12 protein-coding genes and 2 pseudogenes are annotated in these 17,777 nt (G+C 63.5%); 3 read left to right on the plus strand and 11 right to left on the minus strand.

The annotated features are described in order from the left end of the window. Positions 1 to 15 precede the first annotated feature (15 nt). The 6 genes and pseudogenes from M1B34_RS28845 to M1B34_RS28870 all read right to left on the minus strand — a co-directional run bounded on the left by M1B34_RS28845 (position 16) and on the right by M1B34_RS28870 (position 8,121). Positions 16 to 1,239, minus strand: coding sequence for a M20 aminoacylase family protein (locus tag M1B34_RS28845; protein WP_268266941.1), 1,224 nt, complete (start codon positions 1,237 to 1,239; stop codon positions 16 to 18). A 117-nt stretch (positions 1,240 to 1,356) separates the two neighbouring features. Continuing rightward, the gene (locus M1B34_RS28850; protein ID WP_123331742.1) at positions 1,357 to 2,283 is read right to left on the minus strand and encodes a LysR family transcriptional regulator; all 927 of its coding nucleotides are present in this window, start codon (positions 2,281 to 2,283) and stop codon (positions 1,357 to 1,359) included. Between the two features lie 89 nt (positions 2,284 to 2,372). Beyond that, complete coding sequence (locus tag M1B34_RS28855; protein ID WP_123331744.1) at positions 2,373 to 3,734, minus strand: DUF1329 domain-containing protein; 1,362 nt, start codon at positions 3,732 to 3,734, stop codon at positions 2,373 to 2,375. Between the two features lie 26 nt (positions 3,735 to 3,760). Continuing rightward, positions 3,761 to 5,575 carry a DUF1302 domain-containing protein gene (locus tag M1B34_RS28860; RefSeq protein WP_425273554.1) on the minus strand — a complete coding sequence of 605 codons (1,815 nt, stop codon included), beginning with the start codon at positions 5,573 to 5,575 and terminating at the stop codon, positions 3,761 to 3,763. Positions 5,576 to 5,866: 291 nt separating this feature from the next. Beyond that, positions 5,867 to 7,239, minus strand: a pseudogene (ppnN, locus tag M1B34_RS28865) (nucleotide 5'-monophosphate nucleosidase PpnN). A gap of 147 nt (positions 7,240 to 7,386) precedes the next feature. Further along, positions 7,387 to 8,121 carry a suppressor of fused domain protein gene (locus M1B34_RS28870; RefSeq protein WP_268266918.1) on the minus strand — a complete coding sequence of 245 codons (735 nt, stop codon included), beginning with the start codon at positions 8,119 to 8,121 and terminating at the stop codon, positions 7,387 to 7,389. Positions 8,122 to 8,381: 260 nt separating this feature from the next. On the opposite strand from M1B34_RS28870, the gene M1B34_RS28875 reads away from it, so the two are divergent. Continuing rightward, positions 8,382 to 8,783, plus strand: a complete 402-nt coding sequence (locus M1B34_RS28875) for a response regulator (RefSeq protein WP_268266919.1) — start codon at positions 8,382 to 8,384, stop codon at positions 8,781 to 8,783. A gap of 35 nt (positions 8,784 to 8,818) precedes the next feature. Here M1B34_RS28875 and M1B34_RS28880 read toward each other — a convergent pair whose 3' ends face one another. From M1B34_RS28880 to M1B34_RS28895, 4 genes are all read right to left on the minus strand, one after another. Further along, on the minus strand, positions 8,819 to 9,688 hold the full coding sequence (locus tag M1B34_RS28880) for an isocitrate lyase/PEP mutase family protein (protein WP_123331755.1): 870 nt from the start codon (positions 9,686 to 9,688) through the stop codon (positions 8,819 to 8,821). Between the two features lie 565 nt (positions 9,689 to 10,253). Further along, positions 10,254 to 11,579, minus strand: coding sequence for a YncE family protein (locus tag M1B34_RS28885; protein ID WP_268263826.1), 1,326 nt, complete (start codon positions 11,577 to 11,579; stop codon positions 10,254 to 10,256). Positions 11,580 to 11,708: 129 nt separating this feature from the next. Further along, entirely contained in the window at positions 11,709 to 12,671 is a 963-nt protein-coding gene (locus M1B34_RS28890; protein ID WP_123331759.1) for a sensor domain-containing diguanylate cyclase, read from the minus strand. Between the two features lie 3 nt (positions 12,672 to 12,674). Then, the gene (locus tag M1B34_RS28895) at positions 12,675 to 13,664 is read right to left on the minus strand and encodes a response regulator (protein WP_123331761.1); all 990 of its coding nucleotides are present in this window, start codon (positions 13,662 to 13,664) and stop codon (positions 12,675 to 12,677) included. Between the two features lie 640 nt (positions 13,665 to 14,304). On the opposite strand from M1B34_RS28895, the pseudogene M1B34_RS28900 reads away from it, so the two are divergent. Next, positions 14,305 to 14,843 (plus strand): annotated as a pseudogene (locus M1B34_RS28900) (DUF4174 domain-containing protein). 214 nt (positions 14,844 to 15,057) lie between these two features. After that, positions 15,058 to 16,449, plus strand: a complete 1,392-nt coding sequence (locus tag M1B34_RS28905) for a DHA2 family efflux MFS transporter permease subunit (RefSeq protein ID WP_268266920.1) — start codon at positions 15,058 to 15,060, stop codon at positions 16,447 to 16,449. Positions 16,450 to 16,503: 54 nt separating this feature from the next. On the opposite strand, the gene M1B34_RS28910 is transcribed toward M1B34_RS28905, so the two are convergent. Beyond that, on the minus strand, positions 16,504 to 17,679 hold the full coding sequence (locus tag M1B34_RS28910) for an aspartate aminotransferase family protein (protein WP_268266921.1): 1,176 nt from the start codon (positions 17,677 to 17,679) through the stop codon (positions 16,504 to 16,506). Positions 17,680 to 17,777: the final 98 nt, after the last annotated feature.

Below are 17,777 nucleotides of genomic sequence, written 5' to 3' on the forward strand. Positions count from 1 at the left end.
CTATTCAGTTCGAGGCTATTCAGTGTGCGACTCTTCAGTGGGGCGCTCTTCAGTCCGGGGCAGCGCGGTTTCCACCAGCCGGGCCCAAAGGCTGGCGCCATAGGGCAGGGCGGCGTCGTTAAAGTCGTAGCCGGGGTTGTGCACCATGCAGCCGTGGGCGCCTTCGGTGCCGTTGCCCATGACGATGTAGCAGCCGGGCCGTTGTTCGAGCATCGAGGCAAAATCCTCGCTGCCGAGAAAGCCGCTGGGAATGCTGGTCATTAGCCCCTCGGGGCCTAGCAGGTCCCGGGCCACTTGCTGCAACAGGGCGGTTTCGGCCGGGGTGTTGAGCAGCACGCCGATGCGTTCTTCGTACTGATAGTCGAGTTCCAGGGCATGGGTGGCGGCGACGCCCCGGGCCACTTCGCCGATGCGTTGCTTGAGCAGGGCGCGGATCTGCGGGTTCGTGGTGCGTACGCTCAGCGCCAGGGTGGCGTGATCGGGGATCACGTTGGCGGCTTCACCGGCGTGCAATGCGCCCACGGTAATCACCGCCACTTCGCCGGCCGGCACGTTGCGCGCAACGATGGATTGAAGGGCCAGCACCAGTTCGGCGGCGGCCACTACCGGGTCCCTGGTCTTGTGGGGCATGGCGCCGTGGCCACCGACGCCGATCAGGCGGATGTGCACGTTGTCCGAAGAGGCGCTCATGGCCCCGGGCTGGGTCAGGAATACCCCCACCGGCAAGGTCGGCATGTTGTGCAGGGCGTACACCGCATCACAGGGGAAACGCTCGAACAGCCCGTCCTCGATCATCCGTCGGGCACCGCCGAGGGTTTCTTCGGCCGGCTGGAAAATCAGGTGGACGGTGCCGTCGAACTGCCGGCTTTCGGCCAGGTAGCGGGCGGTACACAGCAGGATCGCGGTGTGCCCGTCATGGCCGCAGGCATGCATGGTGCCCGGTTGTCGGCTTTGCCATGCAACGCCGCTCTGTTCATGGATTGGCAGGGCGTCCATGTCGGCACGAATTCCCAGGCTGCGTGTGCTGCTGCCGTTGCGCAGCACGCCCACCACGCCGGTGCCGCCGATGCCGCGGTGGACCTCGATGCCCCATTGCTCAAGGCTCTGGGCGACACGTTCGCTGGTGCGCTGTTCGGCAAACCCCAGTTCCGGGTGCTGGTGAAGGTCTCGTCGCAGCTGGGCGAAGCTGTCCTGCCAGGCGAGGATTTGCGGGATCAGGGGCGAGTGGGGCGCTGTCATGGGGTCCATTTCCGAGCGGCTGACGGTGGCCCGCAGCATGCCCGAGCGGCCCAGTGCTGAATAATCACCTCTGGGCATGCTTATCGGTTGTGGTTATCAAGGAACGGCAGCGGGGGTTCAGGCAATCGCCGGCACCAGGTTCGGCAGCGGCTTCGACGGCCCCTTGTAGACGTAGATCAGATCATCGGCCAGGGCCTTGGCCTCGCGGGTCATCAGTTCCTGATCGCGGCACACCAGGGAGATGTTCATTGGTGGCACCGGCTCGACGATGTGCAGGATTTCCAGCTTCGCCATCAGCATCGGTGCGCTTTCCAGTACCCGCAGCGACCAATAGCTGACCGCATCGCTGGTGATCGCCAGTTCGGCGAAGAGCACCACCGACGCGCATTCGATAACGTTCTGTGGCGGCGCCACGCCGTTTTCCTCGAACATCACCCCGACCCTGGATTGCTCCAGGGAATCCTGCAGCAGCCATTCCTGTTCCCGCAGTTCATGCAAATGCCGGGCATGGCGCAGTGGATGGTCCTTGCGCACCACCAGCACCGTGGGCTGGGCGTAGAGTTCTTCCCAATGGAAGCCATCGGTATTGCGCGACGGCGGCAGTGAGCTGAGGGCCATGTCGAGCTGGCCTTCGCGCAAGCCTTCCATGAGTTTCGAGGGGCGCAGTTCGTGGATCTGTACCTGGACCTTGGGGAAGCGCTGGCGATAGCGATTGAGGCTGCTGACAAACTGCGGGCCGGGGGTGACCGGCGACACGCCGATGGACAGCTTACCGTCCATGCGCCCCTTGAGGGTGTCGATTTCTTCCGCGGCGCGGCGTACCTCCTCCAGGATCAGCCGTGCGCGGCGCACCAGGCGCTCGCCGTATTCAGTGGCGGTTATGCCGCGATTGGAGCGGATCAGCAGCGGCACGCCCAATTCCGCTTCCAGTTCCTTGATGCCCTTGGACAGGGCCGGTTGCGAGATGTGCAGCAGGCGCGAAGCCTCCTGGATGCTGCCGCTTTCGCAGATGGAGACGAGGGCGCGCAGCTGATGCAGCTTCATGGCGGGGTACCGAGTGGGAATGGGGGTTTGAATCTAAGCCAAAACCCCCACCCCGGGGGATCGGAGACGTACCAATTTGTTAAACCGGCTCAACGAATCCCGGTGGCCCGCAAGGCTGAAGGGGTGAACTCCTTGCGGCTGAAGGGCAGGTTGAACTGGTAGCTGTTCTTCTCTTCGTTGCGCAGGGAGTTCACCGCGTAGCGCCCGGACAGCACATCGTAGTGGGCTTCGGCAGCGAAGGACGGAACCTGGACGTCGTAGAAGAAACTGGCGTGGCCTTCCGCGACGCGCCACAGGGTGCCACGACCGTCGTAGGCGTCGGTGATCGCTGCTTGCCAGCTGTCCTCGTCGATGTAGAGGTCGCGCTTGGAATAGACGTGGCGCTGGCTGGGTTTCAGCGTCGCCTGCACGTGCCAGACCCGGTGCAGTTCATAGCGTGTGTGCTCCGGGTTCAGGTGCCCGGCCTGGACGATCTCTGTGTACTTGAGCGTGGGTGATTCCAGGCGGTAGCTGTTGTAGGGAATGTACATTTCCTGCTTGCCCACCAGCTTCCAGTCGAAACGGTCCGGGGCGCCGTTGAACAGGTCGAAGTCGTCGAGGGTGCGCATGCCCTCGGCGGCCGGGCTGTCGTAGGCAATCTGCGGGGCGCGCCGCACCCGGCGCTGGCCGGCGTTGTATTGCCAGGCCATGCGCGGTTCCTTGACCTGGTTGATGGTCTCGTGGACCAGCAGCACGCCACCCGCCAGGCGCGCCGGGGAAAGGAATTCCTCACGGTAGTAGTTGAGGATGTTGGCCATTTCCGCCGGTTGGTAGTCGCTCAGGCCCGTGGGGTAGGCCAGCTCCTGCTTGACCACGCTGGGGGTGAAGCTGCCGTTGGCCTGAGGCGAGGCCTGCATGACGATGCGCTTGAGGCTCTCGCCTCGGTAGCGGCCGATGTGGTTCCAGATCACCTCCAGGCCGTCCTTGGGAATGGGGAACGGCACCGCGCCGGGGCTGTAGTTCTCCAGGCCGTTGCCGCCTTCCACCAGGGTGGTGCGGCTGGCATTGCTCAGCGTGGCGTCGAGGCTTTTTTGCGGCAGGTTGACGCTGCGATGGCTCGGGTAGACCGGCATTCGGTAGGTCGTGGGGTAGCGCTTGAACATCGCCAACTGGCCGGGGCTGAGCTTGGCGCGATACCGCTCAAGGTTCTCGGCGGTGATGGTGAACAGCGGTTTTTCCCCGGCATAGGGGTCTTGCAGAAAACCGTCGGCGTCCATCTTGCCGGTGCTGGTGGGCAGGCCGCCGGTCCAGGCCGGAATGCTGCCATCGGCGTTGCCGGCGCGCTCGGCACCCACCGGGGTCAGGTCCTTGCCCAGGCGTGCCGCCTGTTCGCTGGAGACTGCCGCCAGCACGGGGCCGGCCAGCAGGCTCAGGGTGAAGCAGCCAATCTGCAGCAGGTGGGGATGTCTCATGGTTAACCTCGATAGGGCAGCGGACTCTAGAAACTCACGCCCAGGCTCAGGGCAAGGAAGTCGCGGTCGGTGTTGGTGTTGTAATCGCCGCCAAAAAAGTCGGTGTAGCTGAGGCTGGCGGTGTACTTGGACATGAAGTCGGCATCCAGGCCGATGCTCAGGGCCTTGTTGCCTTCGTTGAAGGTCGGGCCGTAGCCCTCGACATCGTGGGAGAACGACAGGTTGGGCTTGAGGTTGGCACCGGCGATGGCGTCGTTGAACTCCAGCACTGCCCGCAGCCGGTAGCCCCAGGCGTTCTGGGTGTAGAAGCCCTTGTCGGTGCACTGGCCGGGGTTGGCCGAGTTCAGGGCGCGGCAGATGTCGTTGCCGGACACCCCCAGCAGCGCGGCGTTGCCGGCCTGGGCCAGCTCGCCGTTGCCGTAGACGCTGTTGCGGCCAAAGCGCAGGCCCGAGCCGTCGCTGCTGTCCAGGCCGCCGATATGGGCGAAACCGGCTTCCCCCACCAGGGTCAGGCGGTCGCCGCCCAGGACCTGGTCGAAGGCCTGGATCGCGGTGAGCTGGGCCTGGGTGTAGGGCATGCGTTTGTAGCCCTGGATCCGCGAACCGTAGGCCGAGCTGGCCCAGCCGCTGTCGAAGATCGGCAGGCCGGCGTTGATGGCCGGGTTAGTGGCGGCCGAGCCCAGTGTGGCCGCGGTGGAGACGTCGGTGCTGTTGAGGGACAGGGGCATGTTCGGTCGGTAGCTGATCTCGCCGGACACTGCGGTACTGCCGATGTTGGTGGCAAAGCTCAGGCCGTAGAGGCGGATATCTTCCGGGTATTCCAGGTAGTAGCGTGCGGTGCTGATGCCGCCCTGGCCAGCCAGGCCGCCCACCGGGTCGAGGAACGCGCCCCGGCCCACCTGCCAGGCGCTTTCCGGGGTGCGGCTGTGGTAGTTGAGGGCATAGAAGCCGAATTCGGTTTCGTTGAGCTCCGGCACCGTCCAGCGCAGGGCCACACCAAACTGACCACTGTTGCGCGCATCCTGGTCGTTGAGTCGGGGCACGTAGCCATAGCTTGGGGCGTCGCGGTCGAAGTCGCTGCCGTTGACGGTCATGCCGAAGTCGCAGCCCTTGGCGGCCACATCACCGCCGAAGTAGGTGCCGCAGTTGTCCAGCACGGTCTTTTGCCAAGTCAGTTGGTAGAAGGCTTCGATGGACAGGTTGTCGCTCAGGCCCTGGTTCAGGTAGAGCATGTTGACCGGGATCAGGCCTTCCTTGAGCTCCGAGCCGGGGCGGCGCAGGGCGGCCACGTCGGCGGGGTTGATAGCGTTGATGGAGTTGCCGATGAAGGTGCTTTCGCCCCAGCTCACCACTTGCTTGCCGACCCGGACGCTGCCCGGCAGATCGGCGATGCTGTAGTGGTGGTAGAGGAAGGCGTCCAGCAGTTCCGCACCCGAGGCCCGGGCGGCGCGGTCACGGCCGTGATCGTCAATGTCGTAGAGGTGCTGGCGGCCGTCCTTGAGTTCGAAGTCGTACCAGTATTTGCCGCGGACGAAGAGCCCGGTATCACCGTAGCTCAGCTCCAGATCGTGGAGGCCCTTGAAGGTCTTGGAGAAGGTTTCGCCCTTGCGAAAGTTCAGCCGGCCATCGTCGCCGGTGCGGGTCGAGGCGCTGCCGCCGTTGGCCACGCCGATGAAGCGGTTGTCGGCATCGCGCATTCCCCAACTGGCGCCAATGGACAGCGACGAGTCGAAGCGGCCACTGATCTCTCCCCATCTGAAATCTTCGGCCTGGGCCGGGAGGGCGCAGGCCATTGCCAGCGCGAGGGTCAATGGGTGGGGCTTCAGAGGGGAGGGATACATGGTCCCCGGATTTTTTATACGTTGCATGCTGCTCTCCGCCTATACGCGCCAGCAGCCCCGCACGGTCATGCAGGGCGCCGCGTGTTTTCCTTGAGGGCCCCCGCTCAGCGGGGTCTGGCGCATGGTAGGGAGCTTTGCGTGTCCTGCCCTCTAGGAAATTCTTATGCCTATAGCCAAAGGTGAAGTGCTGCTGGGTGACGGGTTCCGGAGCGGGTAACCCGGGAATGAAAAACGCCGCGCTCCCGGCAAGGGAACGCGGCGTCATTGGACTGCCGAGGGCGTCAGGAAGCGTCAGCTGACCACGCGGTAGCACGGCACGTAGGCGGCGCGCCCGGCAGCTTCATGCGGTGCTGCTCGACGAAGGCTTTGAGCAGTTGGTCCAGGGGCTGCATGATCGCCGGGTCACCGTGGATGCTGTACGGGCCTTTCTGTTCGATCAGGCGGATGCCCTGGTCCTTGACGTTGCCGGCGACGATGCCGGAGAACGCGCGGCGCAGGTTGGCGGCCAGTTCATGGGGCGGCAACTGATGGTTGAGTTGCAGGCCGGCCATGTTGTCGTGGGTCGGGTCGAACGGGCGCTGGAAGCCTTCGTCGATTTTCAGCAGCCAGTTGAAGTGGAAGGCGTCGTTGCGCTCGCGGCGAAACTGTTTGACGGTCTTCAGGCCCTCGGTCATCTGCCGGGCCACTTCCGCCGGGTTGTCGATGATGATCTGGTAGTGCTTCTGCGCCGCTTCGCCCAGGGTCGAGGCGACGAAGGCGTTGAGCTGCTCCAGGTACGGCGCCGCGCTCTTGGGGCCGGTGAGGATCACCGGGAATGGGAGGTCGCGGTTGTCCGGGTGCATCAGGATGCCCAGCAGGTACAGGAACTCTTCGGCGGTGCCGGCGCCGCCGGGGAAGATGATGATGCCGTGGCCGACGCGGACGAAGGCTTCCAGGCGCTTCTCGATGTCCGGCAGGATCACCAGTTCATTGACGATCGGGTTCGGCGCTTCGGCGGCAATGATGCCCGGCTCGGTCAGGCCCAGGTAGCGGCCGCCGCTCATGCGTTGCTTGGCGTGGGCGATGGTTGCGCCCTTCATGGGGCCCTTCATCACGCCTGGGCCGCAGCCGGTGCAGATGTCCAGTTTGCGCAGGCCCAGTTCGTGACCGACCTTCTTGGTGTACTTGTATTCTTCGGTGTTGATCGAGTGGCCGCCCCAGCACACCACCATCTTCGGCTCCACACCGGGGCGCAGGGTGCGGGCGTTGCGCAGCAAGTGGAAAACGTAGTCGGTGATGCCTTGGGAGCTGTCCAGGTCGATGCGCTGGCTGTCCAGTTCGTTCTCGGTGTAGACGATGTCGCGCAGGGCACTGAAGAGCATTTCGCGGGTGCTGGCGATCATCTCGCCGTCGACGAAGGCATCGGCGGGAGCGTTCAACAGTTCCAGGCGCACGCCGCGGTCCTGCTGGTGAATCTTCACTTCGAAGTCGTGGTAGGCGTCGAGGATGGTCTTGGCGTTGTCAACGTGGGCGCCGGTGTTGAGGATGGCCAGGGCGCACTGGCGGAAGAGGGTGTAGATGCTGCCGGAACCGGCTTCGCTGAGTTGTTGGACTTCTCGTTGCGAGAGTGTTTCCAGGCTGCCTTTCGGGCTGACCGAGGCGTTGATGACGTGTCGTGGGGGCATTCTGAGTTCCCTGAAAGCAGAACCACCGCGCCCGTGGGCCAGTGGCAAAAAAAGGTCGGCAATGAATCTGACCGCTGGGGCTGGGTATTTTCTATGGCGGTCAGTGAATAAAGCAAACGCCCGCATAAAAGCCTTTGCAGGCTGAATCTAACCCATCATTGCCCGGACCTGGGCAAAAAAATAATAGTCCATGGGCGTCGCACAGGCGGCACCCAGTTTCACAGCACTGTCGCGCGCGGGATCGATCACCGGCGCTGCCCGGGCGTCTAGCAGGCGTTGCAGCAGCGGCTCGTATTCATGCTCCTTGGCCCAGGCGTGTTCGCCCTGGCTCAGGCCGATAACCTGCAAGAACTCGAAGTGCCCGGACAGCAGTGCGTAGCTGTCGCTGAAGGTCGGGGCCGGGACAAACAGCAAGGTCTGCAGGAGGCTGTCGGCGCCGTCGATGGCCACGCCCATGGGCATGCGATCCCAGGCATTCAGCGGCACCTGTTCCGGGAAGCGCCCGGCATCGAGGAGGATCTGGTAGCCCGCCAGCTTGCGCAGCAGGGACAGGGCCCAGGGCGCTTGCTCACGGCTTTCCAGAAGCAGTTCCTGGCCCATGCCGGACGCGCCTGTCGGCTCGGGTTGGGCATCGTGCCAGGCGTTGGACAGGCCGGAAGTGACGTACAGCCAGCTGTCGCGCTGGGCGTTGGGCGGCGACTCGAAGACGCCGATGGTCAGCCAGCGCGGGTCGATGTCGGTCTGCCCGAGGCGCTCGCTGAACAGCGCCCCGTCCAGGGGGTAGATGCCGGGGCCGAGGGCGCCGAACAGCGTCGGGTACAGCTGTTCTTCCCGTTGTGCCCAGGCAGCTTCGAACCATGAATGGTCTGGGTGATGTGGCATGTCGTTGAGCATCCTTTTTGGCGACTACTGACGATTAACGGCTCCTAGCGAACCGATCTGCCGGGTTCTGGCAGGCGCCGGGCCGATAAGTTCCGGCGCATGGGCTGCGACCTGTGGCAGCGGCTCGGGCGGGCACAATTTAAGCAAAAATAACTTCCGCCCGCAGGAAGAATGAATTTATCGTCAAGGGGCTGCTCATACCTCGTAGGTAGCGGGCTACCGTCCGTGCAAAGGTCAACACAACAGGGAGTGTCACCCTCATGTCTGCAGTATCGTCACTGAACCCTGAGGGCGCCGCGCGCTTGATTCTCGTGGTCGAGGATGAACCCACGGTCCTGGAATTTCTCTGTGAGATTCTGCAGGACGAAGGCTTTGCCACTCGCGCAGAAAGCGGTGCCGATGCGGCAGCGGTATTTTTACAAGAGCATGCGGGGGAGGTGGGGTTGTTGCTCACCGACATCACCATGCCGGGGGTATTGAATGGTGCGAGTCTGGCTAATCGGGTGGGTGATCGCTGGCCGAACATACCCATCGTGATCATGTCCGGTTTCGAGACCCCTGAAAGCTCAGGTGTGCGTCATCCGGTGGCGTTCATTCGCAAGCCCTGGACCATCGGGCAGATTCTGGATTGCGTCGAAGGCGCCTTCGCCCCCCGTGTGTAAGGGGGGTTATGCCTCGCCTTGGCGAGGCCCCGGTTTCACTCTTTGACGCTCATGAACTCTTTGGCCCAGACGATGTAGTCATCGGGGTGGGTGTAGGTGTGGGCCAGCTCGGTGGCACTCAGGTCAGAGGCCTGGGTGAAGATCTGCCGCTGTTCACGCAGGCAGTCGTAGGTGGCCTTGATCGCCGCGAAGTAGGCCGCATGGCCGTCCACCACAATCCGCACTCCCAGCTCGGCCAGGCGAGCGTCGTCACGCAGCAGCGGGTTGCCGTAAGTGACCAGCATCAGCGGTACGCTCAGGTGTTCGGAGATCTGTTCCAGGTGCTCGAAGTCGCGCACGCCAACGATGCAGATCGCGTCCGCCCCGGCCTTCTGGTAGCTCTGGGTGCGGCTGATGATTTCCTGGACCGGCAGGATCCCTGCGTTGGTGCGGGCGATGATCGCCAGCTCCGGATCGACCCGGGCTTCAATCGCGGCGCGGATCTTGCCAACGCCTTCGGCGACGGTGATCAGGTCCGTGGATTTGCGTCCGAACTGGGCCGGCAGCAGGGTGTCTTCGATGGTCAGGGCGGCCACACCGGCGCGCTCCAGTTCGACCACGGTGCGCATCACGTTGAGGGCGTTGCCGTAGCCGTGGTCGGCGTCAGCCAGTACCGGCAGTTGGGCGACACGGCCGATGCGCGTGGCTTGCTCGGCGAACTCGCTGAGGGTGATGAGGGCGAAGTCGGGGGCCGCCAGGACCTGCAGCGAGGCCACGGAGCCGCCGAGGATGCCGACTTCAAAACCCAGGTCGGCGGCAATGCGCGCGGACATCGGGTCGAATACCGAAGCGGTGTGATAGCAGCTGTTGGAAGCAATCAGTTCACGGAAGGCACGGCGCAAATCTTGATGGGACAGCCTGGACATAACAGCTCCGAATTTGGATCGAAAGAGGGTCGACCTGGAAGGACGAGTCAATATTTGCAGTCGGTTTCCTTGGGGGCCCGAGGGGAAAGGCCCGTTGCGAAACGCTAAACAGAGGCAGAGAAGATCGAAGCAAGCGTGCACAGGGCTTCATTATTCTGCTCGGGTGTTCGAGATGAACGGGCAGGTTTGTAATGCGAAGCCTCAGAGGGTGCAAAGGCTATCACGCTCTTATCCCGGGGATGATGACGAATTTGCATAGGATTATGCCGGACTGGCATTGGCTTTTTTGATCGGTCTGTAGGTTGCAAAGTTTTTTGAGGCTTTGCCTGCCTGTTTCCGGGCCATTCTGCCGTAGACAAGGCGTTACCCGGGGAGGGGCGTTAGTGGCTGGCGAGGGCGAAAACCGTGGATATTGGTCGCTCATGCATTGCTTGCATAAGGTGATGCCCTTTTTGGTGCGTGGTAGTGGCCCCTCGGCTGGGCCAGCGGACGCCTTCAGGGCGTCAGGGGGGATTGCCCTGGGCGCGCAGCCCGACCAGGTGACTGCGCGCGCCAGGGGCCAGGGTTACCAGGCCAGGGGTTTGGCGAAGCTTTTCCAGAACAGCCAGCGGCGTTCTTCGCGGTGCTCGCCGGTGCCGATCTGCCAGTCGGGGCGCCCGTCCTCCAGGCGAATCAGGCTGATGATGCCGGCATAGGTGCTGGCCGCCAGGGTGCGGCCATCGGCGCTGATGTCCATGGCGCTGAAGGACGAGCCCACGTAGTGCTGCCAGCGCTCCTCGCCGGTGCTGCTGAAGGCGCGCAGGTAGCCATAGGCATCGCCCACGATGAACTCGTCCCCGCGGGAAGTGCCGGCATACACCCGGGCGCCGTCCTGCAGCACCGGGGTGCGTGGGTCGTCGCTGTAGAAGTCGGTGCTCAGCCCCGGCAGGTCCGCCACCGCCACGCCCAGGGTCGAGCCGTTATAGAAGTGGCACGCATTGAGTATCAGTTGGTCGCCTTGCTGGTTGAACAGGGCGAAGTGCGGGTATTCACCGACAGGGCCGATCTGCGCCGCCAAGGCCAGCTCGGCGTTGAACACTAGGTGATGGCTGCACTGGTCGCCGACGGCGATCCATTGGCCATCCGGGGAGATGGCACCGTGGGCCATGCACAAGCCGATGGCCAGGTCATCCGGGTCAACGCCGTCGGCCAGGTCCTGAGCGATGTCTTGCGGGCGGCGCAGCAGGCGGGTGGCGCCCTCGGCGTGCAGCACGAAAATCCCGTCGCCACTGACCAGCAGCACCCGCTGCCCATCGGGAAAGGGGATCAGCGCGCTGGGCAGCGGATCACCGTCTTCCTCGTCTACCGGCACGCCCTCGGGCAGGCCTTCGCGGCCAGTGGGCCAGGGGAATTCGCTGACTTGCGGTCCGTTCCAGCCATCGGTCACGCGGATGCCGCTGGCCGAGGACCAGGCAAAGAAGCGGCGCTGCGGGCAGCGGCCAAAAAAGTCGCCCTGGGTCACCGGCTCGACCCGTTCGCCGTCGATGCGCACCACCTGGCCGCCTTCGTAGGCGCTGCCGATGCGGGCCAGCAGGCTGCCGTCGTCCAGCAGTGCCAGGGCCGGAATCATCTGGCCTTCTTTATCGAGCAACGAGGCCAGGGGCTGGTGCGCCGGCGGCCATTCCTGGCGAAACGCCTGGTGCTGGGCGGCATCGGCGGGCTGGCGATTGCGCGCTTCGAGGGCGGCGCGCCAGGCCGGCAGCAGGTGCTCGATCTCCGGTGTTTCGGGCTCTTTGAGCCCGTCCCAGCCGTGTTGCTGTCCGTCTTGCACGTATTGGTTGATGGCGCTGGCGTATTTCAGTACGGCGGCTTGCCATTGCGCCTGGGGTGCGGTGGCGGGTGAGGTGGGCATGGGCTGGACTCCTTGTTCCGGCAGAAGGGGGATGGGGCGTGAAACGCCGACGATCTTGACCGCGTGAGCAGGCGATAAATCCCCCAAGGGGCGGATTTTTCTCCGGGTGGGGATGAGTCGGCGGGTCGGCTAGGCCGGGCGACCGTGCACCGACACGCAATTGCGGCCGGCTTTCTTCGAGGCGTAGAGGGCCTGGTCGGCCCGCTCGATCAGGCTGTGGTAGTCCGGCGCCGGGTGATCCAGGCAGGCGATGCCGATGCTCACGGTAAAGCGAATGGCCTGCTCGTTGTAGACCACCACCTGGTCTTGTGCGGCCTGGCGCAGGCGTTCGGCCAGGGTCAAGGCTCCGACCTCATCGGTGCCCGGCAACAGAATGCCGAACTCCTCGCCGCCGTAGCGTCCGGCCACATCGGAGTCGCGCACGTGGCCGCGGATCAATTGCGCCAGGCACTTGATCACCTGGTCGCCAGCCTGGTGGCCGTGGCTGTCGTTGATGTGCTTGAAGTGATCGATGTCGATCATCAGCAGGGCCGTGGCGCCGCCGTAGCGCCGCTGGCGGCTGAATTCCAGTTGCACGCTCTGTTCCCAGTAGCCCCGGTTGTTCAACTGGGTCAGATGGTCGGTGCGTGACAGTTGCTGCAGACGGCCGTTGGCGTTCTGCAGCGCCAGGTTGTTGATGGCCACGTCGGTCACGTCGTAGATCACCAGGCACACATGATGAATCTCGCTGTTGCTCGAGCGCAGCGGCAGCAGGGTGGTGTTCTGGTACATGTACTCGGCTTGGCCGGTGATCGGCTGGTAATTCTTGAAACGCACCAGGTGCGGGCGCAGTTTCCAGATGGTGAAGGCTGGTGTGCCCAGGGCCACCACCCGGCCCACCTTGCGCCGGAACCACTCGCGCTCGACTTCGGGAAACAGTTCGAAGAACGAGGTGTCGATGGCCTGTTTGGACTGCACCCCGGAACGGTTCTCCATAAAGCTGTTCCACACCAGCACCTGGCATTCCAGGTCCAGCACCACGATGCCCACATCAATGCTCTGGACGATCGCCAGTAACCAGTGCAACTCCGCAAAATCCATTCGCTTGGTCATGGCTCAGTTCATCAGGTAGGAGAGTTTTTGCGCCAGCAGTTCCATGGAGCTTTCGGTGAACAGCAGCAACAGGTCGAAGTGGATGTTCTGTTCTTCCAGGCTGTAGCTGATCTCCACGGCCTGGGTGGTTTCCCAGCGCTGCTGGTTCAGCCGGATCAGTTCGTCGATGCTGGTGTGTTCCCCCAGTACCTGGGGGTGGCCCACGGAAAACACCACGTCCAATTGCTCGGCGATGCTGCTCAGGCAGGCGCCGATCAGCACGCTGGCCAGGTCGATCAGCACTTCCATTTCCTGGTACTTGGCGCTGTCTTGTTCCATCAGCCGGGCGATGTCGGCGACTTCCGAGTCGTGGAACATCAACAGCGCTTCGCCGGCAATGCCGCTGCCTATGTAGCCCTGGCAGATGGCGGTCAGTTGCTGGGTGCGGTTGGCGTCGCTGAGGAGCATTTGCAGCTCGCCGGCCTCAAGGATGTTGACGTGGGGGATGGGCAGGTTGACGAATACGTCCAGCACCTTGGCGATCAATGCCGCGGCGTAGCCCATGGAGACGTTGATGGTTTCGCGAAAGGCGTCGCGCAGGCTCACCACCGGCGCGGGCGAGGCGGTGGGCAGCAGGCCCGGTGTCGGCGGTTCCAGCAGGCGCAATTCGTGCAGCAGGTTGCGCAGTTCCTGGGGGTCGAAGGGCTTGCGCAGGAAGGCCCGCGCCCCCAGCTCGCGGGTGCGGCGCACGGCTTCTTCCTGGACGTCCCCGGAAATCACGATGATTTGCGCGTCCAGGCCTTCCTCGCGCACGGCACTCAACACCTGGTAACCGTCCATCATCGGCATGGTCAGGTCCAGCAGCACCACATGCCCCAGCCCTTGGCGGATCGCTTGCAGGCCCTCTTGGCCATTGCTCGCCTGAGTGACCGAGACCCGCCATTCCTCGGGCAGGGTACGCAGCACCTGTTTTCTCGCCATGCTCGAATCGTCGCAGACCAGAAGGGGAATCATGGGGCGGAAACGCTCATTGCAAAAAATCCAGGCGGGTAGGCAGTGTTCGGAAGTACGAAATAACTCAGTGCCAACAACAGTTTGGCGACTTTCAGGAATATCGGGCGTGCGCACTATAGAGCCGTCGGCACGAATAGAACAAGTAATGCCCGAGATTATCCGTGGTGTATGGCATTCATTAATTGAACAACTTGTGAAAGTGTTTTGGTGTGCGCCGGTTAATAAGTAAGTCTATTTCGATGTATGGGTCGAAGGCCCCTGTTTGCTGGCGTATGGCGCAGTTTTTGGGGGTTGGCGGTGTGGATTGGTGAGGCGGTTATCTGACGCCATATGTTTGGCGCGGCAAATATCGACTGTTAGGCAGAAACAACTATGTGCGGCTATCGCACAGGCTATTGTTGTTTATTGATCTGCATCATTTTTGTGCGCTGTTCGCGATTAATTGCTCGATCGAATATCTGTATCCATTAAAGCAATGAGTGCCGTTGTAGTGGGCTGTCTATAAGTTCGGCGCGCTTGCGTGGGGGAGGGCTGGGGCGCTCGAAGTATCAGGGGAAAAAATGTCAGATTTTGAGTCGCGGCCTGGACCTTTTTCTGCAATGCGCAATCATTAGAGCGTGGAAAACCAAAGGAGAGACGCATGTTCATTCGGTCATTGACCTTCGCTACGCTGCTCGCTGTCGCCGGCCCCGTGCTGGCTGCCGACAACGACGGCCCACTGTCCCAGGATCAAGGCAAGGCTCGCCCGCTGATCGTCATTGCCCCCAGCACCGTTGACCCAACCCTGGTCGCCCTGAAAAAGTCCCTGGACGAGCCGGCCAACCGCCAAGCCTTTACCGAACGCAACATGGTGCTCTACACCGTGGTCAACACCATGGGCCAGCGTGATGGCAAGGACCTGGACCCGCAATCCACCATGGCCCTGATTCGCAGCCTCAAACTGGGCGCCGGGGCCAGACCAAAGTGATCCTGGTGGGCAAGGATGGCGAGAAGAAACTGGAGCATTCCGGGGCCATCGAGCTCAAGGAAATCTTCAGCACCATCGACCAGATGCCCATGGCCGAAAAAGAAGCCGCCGCCCCGGCGCCGGCCCCAGAGCCCGAAGCCAAGCCTGCCGCCGCCGGCAAGGCGGGCAAACCCGCGAAACCCACGGCGGCCCCCAAAGCCCTGGACGACTAACCTCGCTTTCCCGGGCGGCGACTTCACGCCGAGCCTGGGCTCGCCGCTCACTCTCGTTCCCACGCTCGGCGTGGGAATGCCTTCCAGAATGCTCCGCGTCCCGTCTTCCTGCCTCCGGCAGCCCTTGTGCCAACGCCGCGCCATTAGGGATGCGCAACGCCCGGCCCCTCAGGTAACTTAGGCGTCTTTTCGTCCCTGGCCAGGAAGCCCGTCCATGCAGCCCTCCCGCTCGACCCTGATCGCCCTGTTGGTGGCCGTGACCTTCTTTATGGAAAACCTCGACGCCACGGTGATCGCCACGGCCCTCCCGGACATGGCGAAAACCTTCGGCGTGGCGGCGGTGGACCTGAACATCGGCATGAGCGCCTACATGCTGGCGGTGGCGTTGTTCATTCCCATCAGTGGTTGGCTGGCGGATCGTTTTGGCACCCGCCGGGTGTTCGGCTCGGCCATCGTCCTGTTTACCCTGTCGTCCTTGCTCTGCGGCTTGAGTACCAGCCTGGAAACCTTCGTCGCCGCCCGGGTGCTGCAGGGCATCAGCGGGGCAATGATGGTGCCGGTGGGGCGCCTGGCGGTGTTGCGTGCCACCGAGAAGAAGGACCTGGTGCGGGCCATTTCCTTTATCACCTGGCCGGGCCTGGTGGCGCCGATCCTCGGCCCGCCCCTGGGCGGTTTTATCGTCACCCACGCTACCTGGCCGTGGATTTTCTACCTCAACCTGCCCCTGGGCCTGCTCGCCTTGATCGCCGCTTTGGTGCTGCTGCCCAAGCAGGAGGAGTCGAGCCCGCGCCGCTTTGATTTCTTCGGCTTCGTGCTGGTGGGCGGTGCCTGCTCGGCGATCCTGTATGGCATGGAAATGCTCGGCCAGGCCCAGGCCCATCTCTGGCCGGGTTCGCTGCTGACCGTCGCCGGCCTGGCCTTGGCATTGCTGGCCAGTTGGCACATGGGGCGTCGCGCCGAACCGCTGATGGGCCTGGCGGTGATCAAGGTGCGCACCTTCAGCGTCAGCCTGGTGGGCGGTTCGCTGTTTCGGATATCCATCAGCACCTTGCCGTTTCTGCTGCCGCTGATGTTTCAACTGGGCTTCGGCCTGTCGGCCTTTGATGCCGGGCTGCTGGTGTTGGGGGTGTTTGCCGGCAACCTGGCGATGAAACCCTTCACCAGCGCGGTGATGCAGCGCTGGGGGTTTCGCCAGGTGTTGATGGTCAACGGCGTGCTCGGGGTACTGGCGATTGCTGCCTGTGCGCTGCTGGAGCCGCGCATGAGTTGGGCGCTGATCCTGTTCATTCTGTTTGTCGGCGGTTTGTCGCGGTCGATGCAGTTCACCGCGTTCAACACCCTGGGTTTTGCCGATGTACCCAAGGAGCAAATGAGCGATGCCTCGACGCTGTTCAGCATGTTCTTCCAGTTGAGCATGGGCCTGGGGGTGGCGATTGGCGCCTTGCTGCTGCGCCTGGCGATGAACGTCCATGGGCATGAAGGGCAGGCGATGACGGCGGATTTCCAGCTGACCTTTCTCTGGGTCGCGGTGATTGCCGCCGTGGCCTTGCTGGACAACCTGCGGCTGCGCCACGAGGCCGGAGAGGCGGTGCTGCAAAAACGCTGAGCCACGGCCGGCGCGCGCACTCGCTCAGTGCGGGCGCCGGCTAGGCAGTGCCGTTCAATGGGTATTCAGGGTCCGGCACAAGGCCTGGACGATCATCTCCACCTCTTCGGCATCGATCACCAGGGGGGGCAGCAGGCGGATGGTCTGGCCCCGGGTGACATTGATCAGCAAACCCTGCTCCCGGGCTGCCAGCCCAGCCAGGTCGGGCAGGGGTGTCTTGAGTTCGATGCCGATCATCAGCCCCAGGCCACGAATCTCGCGAATGTGCCGATGCCCCCGCAATTCGTTGCGCAGGCGTTGCAACAGTTGCTCGCCTTGGTGCTTGGCGTTGGCCAGCAAGCCCTGTTCCTCGATGATCTGCAGCACCGTGCAGGCCACTCGGCAGGCCAGGGGGTTGCCGCCGAAGGTGCTGCCATGGCTACCCGGGGTAAACAATTGTGCGGCTTTGCCCCGGGCCAGGCAGGCGCCGATGGGGATGCCATTGCCCAAGCCTTTGGCCAGGGTCATGACGTCGGGGATGACCCCTTCGTGCTGGCAGGCGAACCAGCGCCCGGTGCGGCCCATGCCACTCTGGATTTCATCCAGCATCAGCAGCCAGTCGCGCCGATGGCACAGGGCACGCACGGCTTTCAGGTAGCCCGGGGGCGGGATCTGGATCCCGCTCTCGCCCTGGATCGGTTCCATCAGCACCGCGCAAATGCGTTGGCCGTGGGCGCTGGCCAGCTGTTCCAGGGCGACGATGTCACCGAACGGCACCTTGATAAACGCTTCCTGATGGCTGCCGAACCCCAGGCGCACCGCCGGCCCGTCGCTGGCCGAGAGCGTGCCCAGGGTGCGCCCGTGAAAGCCGTTGCTCATCACCACCACCAGGGGCTGTTCGATGCCTTTGCTCCAGGCATGCAGGCGTGCCAGCTTCAGCGCGGTTTCGTTGGCTTCAGCCCCGGAGTTGTTGAAGAACGCCCGCTCCATGCCGGCCAGTTGGGTCAGCTTGGCGGCCAGGCGCTGTTGCCAGTCGATGCTGTAGAGGTTGGAGGTGTGCAGCAACAGCCCGGCCTGTTCGCTGATGGCCTCCACCAGTCGTGGGTGGGAATGGCCGACACCGGTCACGGCCACACCGGCGACGGCGTCCAGGTATTCGCGGCCGGCGGTGTCCCAGAGGCGCGTGCCCAGGCCTTTGCTGAAGTTCAGGGCCAGGGGTTGGTAAGTGTTCATCAGGCAGGCGGCGGACATCGCGGAAAACTCCAGGGGTGGTGGATGTTTTCCAGTATCGTTAGCCACCTGGGCTGGATAAACGCAGCCATTGTTTAATCATCTTGAAGTCAGGCTTG

It is taken from the genome of Pseudomonas morbosilactucae (assembly GCF_023241715.1).
Classification (GTDB): Bacteria; Pseudomonadota; Gammaproteobacteria; order Pseudomonadales; family Pseudomonadaceae; genus Aquipseudomonas; species Aquipseudomonas morbosilactucae.